The 12146-nt window shown below is 69.6% G+C and carries 12 protein-coding genes and 1 pseudogene; 8 read left to right on the top strand and 5 right to left on the bottom strand.

Annotated features, from left to right (window positions below):
• Positions 1 to 75: 75 nt before the first annotated feature.
• The gene (locus tag ABD292_RS12095) at positions 76 to 990 is read left to right on the top strand and encodes a LysR family transcriptional regulator (RefSeq protein ID WP_344207218.1); all 915 of its coding nucleotides are present in this window, start codon (positions 76 to 78) and stop codon (positions 988 to 990) included.
• A 293-nt stretch (positions 991 to 1283) separates the two neighbouring features.
• Here the strand turns inward: ABD292_RS12095 and ABD292_RS48935 are convergent, their stop codons facing one another.
• Both ABD292_RS48935 and ABD292_RS12090 read right to left on the bottom strand, forming a co-directional pair.
• Positions 1284 to 1544 (bottom strand): DUF5360 family protein, encoded by a 261-nt coding sequence (locus tag ABD292_RS48935; RefSeq protein WP_371248308.1) that lies wholly within the window; start codon positions 1542 to 1544, stop codon positions 1284 to 1286.
• Between the two features lie 64 nt (positions 1545 to 1608).
• Positions 1609 to 2070 carry a TetR/AcrR family transcriptional regulator gene (locus ABD292_RS12090; RefSeq protein ID WP_344207217.1) on the bottom strand — a complete coding sequence of 154 codons (462 nt, stop codon included), beginning with the start codon at positions 2068 to 2070 and terminating at the stop codon, positions 1609 to 1611.
• A gap of 415 nt (positions 2071 to 2485) precedes the next feature.
• Here ABD292_RS12090 and ABD292_RS12085 point away from each other — a divergent pair, with 415 nt between their 5' ends.
• The 5 genes and pseudogenes from ABD292_RS12085 to ABD292_RS12065 all read left to right on the top strand — a co-directional run bounded on the left by ABD292_RS12085 (position 2486) and on the right by ABD292_RS12065 (position 6350).
• Positions 2486 to 3019 (top strand): hypothetical protein, encoded by a 534-nt coding sequence (locus ABD292_RS12085; protein ID WP_344207216.1) that lies wholly within the window; start codon positions 2486 to 2488, stop codon positions 3017 to 3019.
• Positions 3020 to 3028: 9 nt separating this feature from the next.
• On the top strand, positions 3029 to 4048 hold the full coding sequence (locus ABD292_RS12080; protein WP_344207215.1) for a hypothetical protein: 1020 nt from the start codon (positions 3029 to 3031) through the stop codon (positions 4046 to 4048).
• Positions 4049 to 4071: 23 nt separating this feature from the next.
• Positions 4072 to 5406: a Dyp-type peroxidase gene (locus ABD292_RS12075; RefSeq protein WP_344207214.1), complete on the top strand. Its 1335-nt coding sequence runs from the start codon at positions 4072 to 4074 to the stop codon at positions 5404 to 5406.
• 67 nt (positions 5407 to 5473) lie between these two features.
• Positions 5474 to 5782 (top strand): annotated as a pseudogene (locus tag ABD292_RS12070) (bile acid:sodium symporter); the annotation flags it as partial.
• A 109-nt stretch (positions 5783 to 5891) separates the two neighbouring features.
• A complete protein-coding gene (locus ABD292_RS12065; protein WP_344207961.1) occupies positions 5892 to 6350 on the top strand; it encodes a hypothetical protein in 459 nt (152 codons plus the stop codon).
• A gap of 27 nt (positions 6351 to 6377) precedes the next feature.
• Here ABD292_RS12065 and ABD292_RS12060 read toward each other — a convergent pair whose 3' ends face one another.
• Positions 6378 to 6815: an integrase core domain-containing protein gene (locus ABD292_RS12060; protein WP_344207213.1), complete on the bottom strand. Its 438-nt coding sequence runs from the start codon at positions 6813 to 6815 to the stop codon at positions 6378 to 6380.
• Between the two features lie 341 nt (positions 6816 to 7156).
• Here ABD292_RS12060 and ABD292_RS12055 point away from each other — a divergent pair, with 341 nt between their 5' ends.
• Positions 7157 to 8551: a DNRLRE domain-containing protein gene (locus tag ABD292_RS12055; protein WP_344207212.1), complete on the top strand. Its 1395-nt coding sequence runs from the start codon at positions 7157 to 7159 to the stop codon at positions 8549 to 8551.
• A 234-nt stretch (positions 8552 to 8785) separates the two neighbouring features.
• Complete coding sequence (locus tag ABD292_RS12050) at positions 8786 to 10198, top strand: FG-GAP repeat domain-containing protein (protein WP_344207211.1); 1413 nt, start codon at positions 8786 to 8788, stop codon at positions 10196 to 10198.
• Between the two features lie 334 nt (positions 10199 to 10532).
• Here ABD292_RS12050 and ABD292_RS12045 read toward each other — a convergent pair whose 3' ends face one another.
• Positions 10533 to 10757 (bottom strand): hypothetical protein, encoded by a 225-nt coding sequence (locus ABD292_RS12045; protein WP_344207210.1) that lies wholly within the window; start codon positions 10755 to 10757, stop codon positions 10533 to 10535.
• Between the two features lie 405 nt (positions 10758 to 11162).
• Complete coding sequence (locus ABD292_RS12040; protein ID WP_344207209.1) at positions 11163 to 12089, bottom strand: oxidoreductase; 927 nt, start codon at positions 12087 to 12089, stop codon at positions 11163 to 11165.
• Positions 12090 to 12146 lie beyond the last annotated feature (57 nt).

Below are 12146 nucleotides of genomic sequence, written 5' to 3'. Positions count from 1 at the left end.
CGCCTGCCCTCGCGGTGAACAACGACGATTCCGGCCACGGTTCGTTGAGCGATAGATTCACGATCGGGAGGCGGGATGGAACTGCGCGACATCGAGATTTTTCTGGCGCTGGCCGAAGAACTGCACTTCGGCCGTACCGCGGAACGCCTGCACGTGACGCCGTCGCGGGTGAGCCAGGCAATCAAGAAGCAGGAGCGCCGGATCGGTGCCGCGTTGTTCGATCGGAGCAGCCGGCACGTGGAGCTGACCCCGATCGGTCGTCGGCTCTTCGAGGACCTCCAGCCCATGTACCTCGGCATGCGCGAGGGCATCGACCGTGCCACCCGCGCCGCTCGGGGCAAGACGCAAGTGCTGCGCATCGGCATGATCAACGCCAACCACGAGGACCTGCGTCCGCTGCTGGACGCCTTCGAGGCCCGCCGCCCCACCTGCGACCTCAACATCCGCTACGTCGGTTTCAACGATCCCTTCGGGCCGGTGCGGACCGGGGCCGTCGATGTGCAGGTCGCCTGGCTGCCCGTCCGGGAGGCCGATCTCACCGTGGGCCCGGTCGTCTACATCGAGCCGGTGGTCCTGGCCGTCGGTGTCGGTCACCGGCTGGCGGCGCGAGCATCGGTCTCGTACGAGGATCTGGCCGATGAGGTGGTCATGGGGGGCGCGCGGCCCGACTACTGGCGTGAGGCGCTCGTCCCCCGGCGTACGCCGACGGGAAGGCCGATCCCCGTCGGTCCTGTCGCCAACAACTCGGCCGAGATGCTGCCCCTGCTCTCCAACGGCGAGGCCGTCTCTCCCGCCCACGCCCACGCCGCCCGTTACTTCCCCCGTCCTGACATCGCCTATGTGCCGATCCGCGACGCACCGCCCGCTCGGTGGGCGCTGATCTGGCGCACGTCCGCACAGTCCGATCTGATCCAGGACCTCGTCAGCACCGCGCACCATCTCGGCGCGATCACGTCCCCCGAACTCGAAGCTCTCGCCCCCCGCCCCTGAACGGTCGGCCACCGTCGCGGGTGTCGCCGGCATTCGGCACCGTCTCCGCTGAGCTGCGACTACAGCAGCCCGACCGGGAGTGGTCACCGGAGCAGCCGATTCAAGGGCGCTGCGCGGACTTGCGCTCCGATTACTTCTAATGATCCCATCTGCGGATGTAAGTGACGGATGGGACAGGACGAGCTCGCACCAGGCGCTCCAGGCCTTCGTCTGGTCGGTGGGCTGCCGCTACTGCAGCCCGGAGGGCTGGCGCAACCAGCAGTTGGCCCGAAACCTGGTTCTCCACGTTCGACTCACGCCGCCGCAACACGGGCATGCCAGCCCTCCGAACGCTCGCGACGCCGGCGCTGCTGTCGATCGGCCGCCGCGCTCGTGGTCGTACGAGTCAAGACGACGAGCGCCGGCAACGGGAACAGCAGGAGGAACAGGTTGGGCAGCCACCAGGTGAGGGTGAAGTCACCGCGTAGCGCCCAGAAGGCGACTGCTGAAGGCCCGCCGTGCTGGTCATGGTGAGGGACACGGTCATCAGAGGCCGCGACGAGGACGTGGTGCACAGAGTGGCCGGCCCGGTCAGGCTCGCGGCCAGGTCGAGCAGGACGAACGAGGCGTTTCAGTCGGTCAGGATCGGGTTGGTGTAGTCCTGGTCAGCCGTGCCATCCACCATCCGTCGACGGCCAGCCGGACGAGGTAGGCCGTGCTCGGGTCGAGGCCGTCGTCGGCGAGCCTGTCCTGCCAAGCCTCGTAGCGGCGCCGGAACGCGTCGAGTACCTCCGGGCCGCCGGACAGGGCGGCGAGCAGGGCCACTGCCACCTGGTCGGTGTGCGCCCGTGCCGGGATATCAGTGTCGGGGATGGTGGCGTCCAGCCAGGCTCGGATGAAGGAGCCGGGCGGTGATCCCGTCGGCGGCAGCTCGGCCTGAAACCGTTCCACCTGACGGTCGAGCACCCCCTCGAGCAGCGCTTGCTTGGACTTGAAGTGATGGAGCAGGCCGCCCTTGCTGACTCCGGCCTGCGCCGCGACCGCGTCGAGCCGGATCGCGTCCGCCCCTCCGGAGGTCAGCAGGCGCTCGACGGAGTCCAAAATTCGATCTCCGTGCCGCGACCGTCGCGGAGGCGCGGGCATAGCCGATGCGGACGTGCCCGGACGGCCCGGCGCCCGGCGCGACGGGGCGGGCAGCTCGATCCAGAGCGTGCCCGGCTTGCGGACCGGTGGGGTGGCCACGGTGAGCGCCCTCAATCCGCCATCTGTCCGCATCGACCTACGAAAGCGGCGCGCGAACTGGACACGCCAGGCCGGAAGCGATGTTTCATAGGCGGTCGCTTGAGAAACATCGGCAGCTTCAGTCGGCCGCAAGGCGTTGGTGCATTCGACGCACGCCGCTGCCTGCTTCGAACGGCCATGGTTGTCACTCTCCGTGTCGTGCTATGAGACGATGGCCGGAGTCAGGTTGCTTGAGCCGTTCCTCCCCGTGAGTACGACGATGGAGAGGGTGGCCATGGAGATCAGGCCGCAGGCGGTCGTCATCCCCAAGGAGACCGACCATCTGGAGCAGGGGAAGTACGGGCCTGTCTTCCCGCGAAGCCCCGCGTGTTACGGGTTCACCATCATCGCCAGGGTCAAGCCAGGACGGGCCGATGCGATTCGGGGCTACGGCTACACGCTCGCCCAGGCGCTGGAGGACGACCCTCACCTGCTGGCTCCCTTGAAGCTGCACTATCTGCGCTGGGTGCTGTTCGACGACGATACCCGCTTCATGTACCAGGGGATCTTCGACACCGACTTCGACAAGTACACCGAGGACGCCATAGCGCTGTTCACGAGGGCGGGAGTGAACACGGCCTTCGAGAACCTCGAGGGCTTCCCCGAGGACTGGAAGACCAACCCGGAGGCGTTCGTCAGGTTCGTCCGCGAGCATCACTGCCCGAGCTTCATCGAGTACGGCGAGTACCCGTACGTGACGGCCGACGAGATCAAGAAGGCGCTGCGGATCAAGAGCGCCCTGTCGGAGATGCTCGACCAGCTGCAGTGAGGAGATCAGATGAGTGAGTTCACGACGGCGCGCACCTACAACCAGAACCACATGCCGCGCCCGTACGCCGCCGGCCGCCGGCGGTTGAGCATCTACGTCGCATGGAGCTTCCCGGCCGAGGCTGGCAGGGACGTGGCCGAGCTGGACAACCGGTTCTCCACGATGACCGAGGTGCGTCGTGTGCAGTGGCCCGCCTACGAGGACCCGCAGTGGTCCGACCCCCTGCGCTTCCAGCAGGGCATCGCGGGCGGGCTGGAGCTGTTCTTCTGGGGCTGGCTGCCGTTCCAGCAGTTCGTCCAGGAGGCCACCGGATATCCCGTGCCGGTGTATCAACGCGTCGACCAGGCCGGTTTCCACACGCCGCTGGACGAACGGGTGCTGGCCGACACCGACACCCTGTTCGTGTGGGGGCTGGACCACATGATCACCGGACAGGACGCCACTCCCGGCGAGATCGAGGCGCTGCGCGACTTCCTCACCCGCGAGGGGACGTGCCTGGCCCTGGGGCCGCATCACGACGTCGGAGCGACGGACGACCTGGCGATGCGCGACGTGGAGTACCACCATCACGGCGACGCCCTGGTGCCGCGCCAGCAGCGCTTCGGCAGGTACACCCGGTCGCTGATGGCGGGGCTGGGGGTGCCGGTGGAGAACCGGCACGGGCTGCGTCCCGCGGTGCAGCAGGAGGGCAAGAGCGTCCCGCTGTCCATCGCCAGGGACCTGGACACCAAGGGGTGGCTGGAAGGCGTGTCCCACTTCAACTTCCACATGCATCTCCCCCACTACGCCGTGACCACCGACGACCCCGACGCCGTCCGGGTGCTGGGCCGGCAGCCGATCGACCTGTCCCGGCCGACGCACCCGTTCGTCGAGGCCGGGAACACCGAGTTCAACATGTTCCTGTGGATGCCTGCTCGCGGCGACCGGGCCGGGGACATCATCCTCGCCGACTCCACGATCTTCAGCTCGCTGTTCGGCGTGGACGACAGCCTGCGCGCCTTCTGGAACAACCTCGTCTCAGCCAAGTGACACCGGAAGGAGGCGGGGCGGCGGTGAGCGAGCCGGCAGGCGTCACACTCGACCTGGACGACATTCAACGCGGCGTCCTCAGCCCGCGGCCGACCCCGTACGCGGCCACCTACATCCTGTTCCGCATCGACGATCGCGCGCAGGGGCGGGAACTGATGCGGCGGGTGAGCGCCGTGGTGACCTCCGCCGCCGCCTCGATGAGCCCTCTGGGGGAGACCTGGGTCAGCGTCGCGCTCACGTATCACGGCCTCAAGGCCCTCGGCGTACCCCAGGACTCCATGGACACCTTCGCGTGGGAGTTCCGGCAGGGCATGGCCGCACGCGCCGACGCCCTGGGCGATGCCGGCGACAGCGGCCCCGCCCACTGGGAACCTCCGCTCGGCTCGGCCGATGTGCACGTGGTCCTGGTGGCGCTCGCGCCCGACAGCACCCGGCTGGAGGCGGCCGTCGACCACGCCCGTCCGGCTTATGAGGCCCTGCCGGGCGTGACGGCGATCTGGCGGCAGAACTGCCACGCGCTGCCCACCGAGACCGAACCCTTCGGCTACCGCGACGGCGTCAGCCAACCCGCCATCGAGGGCAGCGGCGTCGCCGGGTCGAACCCGTTGGAGGTGCCGCTCAAGGCGGGCGAGTTCGTGCTCGGCTACCCCGACGAGCTCGGCGGCACCCAGACGCCGCAGCCCGACGTACTCGGACGCAACGGCACCTACGTGGCCTTCCGCAAGCTGCATCAGCGGGTCGCGCTGTTCCGGCGCTACCTGAGGGACAACGCCGCCGGCCCGCAGGACGAGGAACTGCTGGCGGCCAAGATGATGGGGCGCTGGCGCAGCGGCGCGCCGCTGGCCCTCTGTCCGGATCACGACGACCCGGCCCTCGGCGCCGACGCCGCGCGCCGCAACGCCTTCCTCTACCAGCACGACGACCCGGCGGGCTTCAGCACTCCCGGCGGCTGCCACATCCGCCGGGGCAACCCTCGCGACGCGGCGGTGGCCGGAGTGCCGCGGTTGCACCGCATGATCAGACGCGGCACCGTCTACGGGCCGCCGCTGCCCGACGGCGTCCTGGACGACGACGGCGCCGACCGCGGACTGATGTTCGCCTTCATCGGCGCCCATCTCGGCCGGCAATTCGAGTTCGTCCAGACCGAATGGATGAACGACGGCGTCTTCTTCGGCGCGGGATCGGCCAGGGATCCCCTGACCGGCTCGGCCGACGGCTCCGGCGATTACACCATTCCCCGCCGTCCCTTCCGGCGGCGCCTGACCGGCCTGCCGCGCTTCGTCGTCACACGTGGCGGCGAATACTGCTTCCTGCCCAGCCTGAGCGCGCTGCGCTGGCTCGGCGACCTCACCGACTGACCTCGCGCGCTGACTCACGGGCCGACCACGCGGGGCGTCGCCCCCGATACGACGATCGGGAGTTGTCATGGACACGCTGCAGCTGCTGTTCAACGCCGTCACGGTCATCTTCATCGCGGTCACCATGTTCGCCGCCGGGCTGGGCGCGACGCTGCCGGCGCTGCGCGCCGTCGTGGTGGACGTCCCGCTGCTCGTGCTGGTGCTCCTGGCCAACCTGGTCGTTCTGCCGCTGCTGGGCTGGGGGGTCGCCGTGCTGTTCGGCCTGCCCTCGGCGGCGTTCGTCGCGCTGCTCCTGATCGCCTCCTCACCGGGCGGACCGTTCGGCGCGAAACTCGGCATGGTACAGAACGGGGATGTGGTCGCCGGGGCCGCCATGCAGGTCCTGCTGGCCGCGATCGGCAGCATCACCTTCGGGCCCACCGCGAACATCGTCCTTCAGGCGACCGGCGCCGGCGCGCGCAGTCGCACTCGACGTTCCGGTGCTGATGCTGACCGTCGTGATCCTCCAGCTCGTGCCGTTCACCGTCGGACTGCTCGTGCGACACTACGCTGCGGCCACTGCACTGGCCTGGCAACCGGTGGCCGCCAGGACCTCCAACATCACCTTTCTCATCGTGCTGGCGGGCATGCTCGCAGGCAACTGGCGCGACGTCGTCGCGCTGATCGGCTCACGCAGCCTGCTGGCGGGCTTCGTCTTCTCCGGCCTCGCCCTCCTGCTCGGCACGGCCCTGGCCACCGGGCCTCCGGTACGCCGTACCACCATGGGCATGGTCGCGGCGGTGCGCAACGTGGGGCCGGCGCTGGCTGCCGTCGGTCTGGCCTTCGGCAACGCGCCGGCCGTCCTGGGAGCGCTCGCTGCCGTCCTGCTCAGCGGCCTGGCCGCAGCCATTCCTGCCGCCGCGGTGCTCAGTCGCCGCCGCGCGTCCCTGCACGAAGAGCCCTGACAGGAAACGGCGGGTTCGATGGAGACCTCAGCGGTTGATTGCTAGGGCTTCGTTGGGTCGGTGCTGGGCGTAGGAGATGGTTTCGAACTCCTCGGGCGGGAGGTGTCCGATGGCTGAGTGCGGGCGGATGCTGTTGAAACAGGCCACCCATTCAGCGGTGACCAGTTCCACGTCGGCCAGACTGCGCCACGGGCCTCGGGGTTTGATCAGTTCGGTCTTGTAGAGGCCGATCTGTGATTCCATCAGGGCGTTGTCGAGCGCGTCGCCGACCGTGCCGATGGACGCGTCGATGCCGGCCGCCAGCAGAATTGTGGTGCGGCGGCGTAGGAGCAGGGCACGCAGAGCTCGATAGACGAGTGTGCGCTGGACCATCTGAGCGCCGGCGGCACCCTCGTCGTTCCGTCGCGGGACCGGCTCGGCCGCTCGCCGCAGGAGCTGATCGCGATCGTCACCGGGCGTGCGCAAAACGCGGCATCGTGTTCCGCTCGTTGCACGAGGCACCACCACCCCGGGCGGCCGACTGATCTTCCGTGTCATCGCCGAAGGCACCGAGACCGGCCAGCGCCCCAACTCGAACCTGGCACCCCGGGCCAATAAGCTCAACTACCGCAAATGGTGACTTATGCCACATCACCCATAATTCACGATATTCGCCCACCGGCAGTGATATTCCTGTGATCCAGCCCGATTCCTGTACGGGGAAACAAGCAGGATCCGGGCTCAGGGAAACGGGGGAACGAGCGAGTGCCCACTCGCGGATCGGTCGCGCCCTCATCCCTTTCCATACCATTACGAATGGGAGTTGCATGCGATTCTCCGCATCCGTCGGGCGGCTGGCGCTCGGGCTGACCACTGTCGCCGCGCTCACCGCGGCCACCAGTTTCGAGGCCGTGGCTGCCGTGGAGCCGAGCCCGGAGGCGGCCGCGTCCGCTCAGGCCGCGAAGACCGGCGAGGCCGTGGCCGTGCCGAGCCTGACCGACGAGACCAGCACCACCGTCGCCAACCCCGACGGCAGCTTCACCGCCACCATCACCTCCGGCCCGTCCAACGTCCGGATGGCGGACGGCACCTGGAAGGCCGCCGACCCCACGCTGGAGGCCCAGGGCTCGGTGCTCAAGCCTCGCGTGTCCGAGGTCAAGGTCGAGGTCTCGGCCGGGGGCGACGGTCCGCTGGCCAAGCTCGTCGACGCCGAGGGCCGCGTGTTCGCGCCCCGGTGGCCCACGCCCCTGCCCAAGCCGTCGGTGAAGGGCAACGTCGCCACCTTCACCAACGCGGCCGGTCAGGGGGCCGACCTCGTGGTGACCGTGCTGCCGACCGGATTCCGGTACGACGTCGTGCTGCGCGAGAAGCCCGCGGGGCCGCTGGAGCTGCGCATTCCCGTGGACACCCAGGGGGTGGACCTCCGGGCCGACGCCGACGGGGGCCTGGAGTTGAGGAGCGCCGACGGCAAGGTGGCCGCCGCCGCGGCGCAGCCGCTCATGTACGACGCCACCGGGCGCGGCAAACCGCGCGGCGGCGCGGTCTCCAAGGTCGCCGGCACGGTCGAGACGCAGAACGGGGTGAAGGTCCTGGTCCTGAAGCCGGACGCCTCGTACCTCGCCGACCCCGCCCGCGCCTATCCTGTGATCATCTCTCCGGCGATCACCCTGCCCGGCGTCGTCACCGACACCGACGTGGCCACCTCCTGGGCCTCCCACCCGGGCGACCCTATGATCATCGCCGGCACCATGCCGTGGGAGAACGGCGAGGGCGGCGACATCATGCGCAGCCTGGTCAAGTTCGACACCCGGAAGATCACCGGCAAGCGCGTCATCCTGGCCGGCCTCGGCATGTGGAACCTGGAGACCAACGCCTGCGGGATCGCGGTCGGCTCCGGCCTCACCGCCGAGCGCGTCACCAGCCCCTGGGACGAGACCGACCTGAACTGGGACAACAAGCCCACCACCACGCGCCAGGGCGCCAGCACCACCCGCGTGGGCCGCGGCCGGACCTGGACCGAGCCCTGCGCCGCGGGCGCCGGCTACCTCGCGTGGCCGGTGACCGACATCGCCAAGGCATGGGCCGGCGGCGCCCCCAACTACGGCATCCAGCTGCGCGGCGCGGACGAGACCGAGAAGACCAACTGGCGCGCGTTCGCCGCCTCGGAGAACCCGGACGCGGGCGTGAAGCCGCCGACCCTCACGGTCGTCTACTGGCGCTGACGCCTCCGCCGACGTTCCACCCTTTCAGACGCCGCCGCCCGCCCCGCGGGCGGCGGCGCCCGTGTTCCCCGACTTTCCCCCGACGTTCCCCCGACCCCGTTGACGCCGGGAGCAGTGCGCCGAAGGCACAGGCGGCGACCCCAGGCCTGACCAGTTCGGCGCGTCTGTCCCCTTCGGCGGTCGTCGCCAGTCAGCCTCAACCCGGCCACAAGGCGCAAGCGGAATCCTCGGCCCATGCGCGTGAACAAGATCGTCTGGTCGGCCGCGGCGCTCGCGGTGGCCGTCGGGCTCACCACACCCGCCGCACCCGCCGCGGCGGCGCCTGCCATCACCGTCAAGAGCGACTTCAACGGGGACGGTTACAACGATGTCGCCGTCGGCATGCCCCTCTATCCGGGCTATGCCGGCACCGACAACACCGGGATGATCGCCGTCCTGTACGGCGGCCCGAACGGGCTCAGCGGCGCCAAACAGCTCATCCGGCCCACCCCCGGCTGCTCGGGTGAGTCGGCCGGCGTGTGCCACGGCTGGGGGAAGGGGCTGGCCGCGGGCGACGTCGATGGCGACGGCAGGACCGACCTGGTCACCGCGGGCTACCGTGAGCGGCACACGTTCTCCTGGACTGCGGCGGGCGTCACCCGGCAGGGCGGCTCCAGTTCGTCGTACTACCAGGGGCTGACCGTCGGCAACGCCGACAGTGACCCGCGGACCGACGTCGTGGGGCTGTTCGCCCCGGGTTACTACTCCGTCTTCGGCGGCTGGTACAACGGTGGCGCATTCGAGAAGACCGCGTTCGGCACCTCCACGCCCCCCAGCGGCCCCATGCTGCAGTCGACTCTGCTCGGCACTGTGAACGGCGACGACATCATGGAGGCGATCGTGCTGGTCGCCCCGTCCGTCGGTCACTCCAACGGTGCGCTGTGGTACATCGACAGTCCGCGCGACCCGACGCACACCCCCATGCTCATGGGCAGCACGGCGGCCTGCGACACCCCCGACGCGACCAAGCCCGTCTGCACCAGGAACGACTCACAGCTCGGCCTCGGCGACGTGAACGGCGACGGCTACCGCGACGTCGTCATGGTGACGCCGAGCACCGGCACGGTGCACGTCTGGTACGGCTCCTACTACGGCGCCGGCATGTACCAGCCCGGCTTCACGGCCCGCAACCTGTCCTGGCTGACCACGCTCGGGTCCACCGACATCACCGTCACCGTCGGCGACGTCAACGGCGACGGCCGCGGCGAGATCGCCGTCGGCCTGCCCAAAGCGACCATCGCGGGCAAGGCGGCCGCGGGAGCCGTCGCCCTGATCCCCGGGACCGCCTCGGGCCCGGACGTCTCCGCTGCCCAGATCCTCACCCAGGACGGCATCGCCCCACCCGGCACGGCGCCTTCGGCCGATCCGATCGCCGAGGAGTCCGTGACGGACGACCGCATGGGCGAAGCCGTCTCGATCATCGACGTCACCGCCGACGGCAAGGGCGAGCTGATCATCGGCGTACCCGGCAAGAACGGCGGCAGGGGCATGCTCGCGGTGCTTCCCGGCACCGCCACCGGGGTCCCGTCCGCTGCGCAGTCTGTGCACGCGATTCCCACCGGGGTGAGCGCCGCGGATGCCCGATTCGGCGCCGTCATGCTGAAGTAGCGCCACTGCTGGCGACGTCGATCCGGGAGGAGGAACAGCGGGGACAAGCAGCAGTGGCGGGTGCTGGTGGTGTTCACGCTGCGCAACGCCGCCCTGTTCGGGAAGGCTTGTTTAGCGCTGTCGGCCAGGACTGGGGTTCCCGGTTCTTCCCGACAGGTCCATACGTGCGCACGCGAGGAGGTCACAAACAGCAGCAGTCGGCTGTCGCCGATAACCAGGGCGTCGCGGGCGACGTCGATGACATCGGCGCCTGCGGTGGTGCGGTTGATCGTGGCGATGGCCTCAGTGGTAGTGGTGTCCGGGATGTCCAGGCCCAGGTGGGCGAAGGCTGTGGTCATGACGATGGCGAGTTCGCCGGCGGCCAGGGTGCGGTAGAGGTGGACGAAGCCGATACGGCTGTGGAGCTGCGGATGGCGGGCCAGGCGCTTTCGATGCCGGGCATGCCGATGAAGTCGCGGACCTGCTCGATGGCGCGGGTGGTGAGCCGTTCGGACTCATCAATGATGACGAGGCGAGCCGTGGTTCCACCCCACACCTCGAAGAGGCGGTCGATCTCCATGGTCAGGTCGACCCATCGACGTTCCCGAGCCGATCGACCAGATCACGGCACGCTTGAGCACGTCACGCTCGTCTTCCAGTTCGGCGCGTTCCTTGTTCCCCGCCGCGCCCGCCCGGAACTCCGGATCAAAGCGCCGCCACGTGACTGCTGCCACGACCAGACCTCTCCCGTCTCGGTCTCCACGCTACGAGGGGAAGTGCAGTCGGCCGCCGCCGAGCCGGAACTCGTCCCCGGCGACCGTTTCCGACCCACTCCCGGCGTGTTTCGCCTCGTCCCACCACGCCGTCTCGGATGTCGAGGCTGTTGCGTAGTTGCGCAGCGTGGTCTCTCGGCCCTCGACGCCGCAAGCGGCAGGCTGTCCACCAGAACGCCCCGGCCTCGGGAGGAGACCGTCCCTGGCGAGCGTCACAGGTAGGTGACGCCGGTCAGACGTTCGGACAGTTGCCACAGCCGGGCGGCCGTGCCGGTGTCGTGGAGTGCGCGTTCGCGGGTGCGGCGTACGGGCTCGCCGCGCAGTTGCAGCGGTCCGTCGGGCACGATGTAGCTGCCGCCGGGCAGGTCCGGCACGGTCGCCGCGTACAGCGAGGTCTTCGCCCCTTCCGGCGTCGGCCGGAAGGCCGCGCGCACCAGCAGGCGCGTGAGGGCCGCGTACAGTGCTCCTCTGCTGCTGTTGGCTCCGCCGGTGAGCACGTTGGTACGGGTGAGCCCGGGGGCGACGGCCATGCTGCGCAGCGCCACTCCGGCGGCCTCGGCCCGGCGCTGGAGTTCCGCGGCGAAGTAGAGGTTGGCCCGCTTGGACTGCACGTAGGCGAACGCCGTGCGGTACCCGCGCTCGGCATTGAGGTTGTTCAGGTCGAAGCGGGCGAAGCGCTGGCCCTCGCTGCTGACGATGACCACCCGTGGATCGGGCGCGGCGAGCAGGTGCGGCAGCAGCCGGCCGGTCAGGGCGAAGGTGCCCAGGTGGTTGATGCCGAACTGCGACTCGAACCCGTCCACGGTCCGGGCGTAGGGCACCATCGCCACGCCGGCGTTGTTCACCAGCAGGTCGAGCCTGCCACGGTCCCAGCCGGCGGCGAAGTCCCGGATGGAGGCCAGGCTGCCCAGGTCGACCCGGCGCAGGTCCAGTCGCGCGCCGGGCACCTCGGCCTGCATGCGGGCCAGCGCGAACCGCCCCCGTTCCGGGTCGCGACAGGCCAGGACGACGTGCGCGCCGCGGCGCGCCAGCTCGCGGGCGGTGACGTAGCCGATGCCGCTGTTGGCGCCGGTCACCACCGCGACACGGCCGGTCTGATCCGGGATGGAACGCAGGCTCCAAGCGGGAGTGTGGTGCATGATGTGCCGCCTTGAGGGGATGAAGATCGATTTATCGCAACTTCGAGTTGCGATATG

Origin of the sequence: Nonomuraea bangladeshensis, from assembly GCF_039529455.1 — a bacterium.
In the GTDB taxonomy this organism is placed as follows: Bacteria; Actinomycetota; Actinomycetes; order Streptosporangiales; family Streptosporangiaceae; genus Nonomuraea; species Nonomuraea bangladeshensis.
This window is presented reverse-complemented; position numbering and strand designations above follow the sequence as displayed.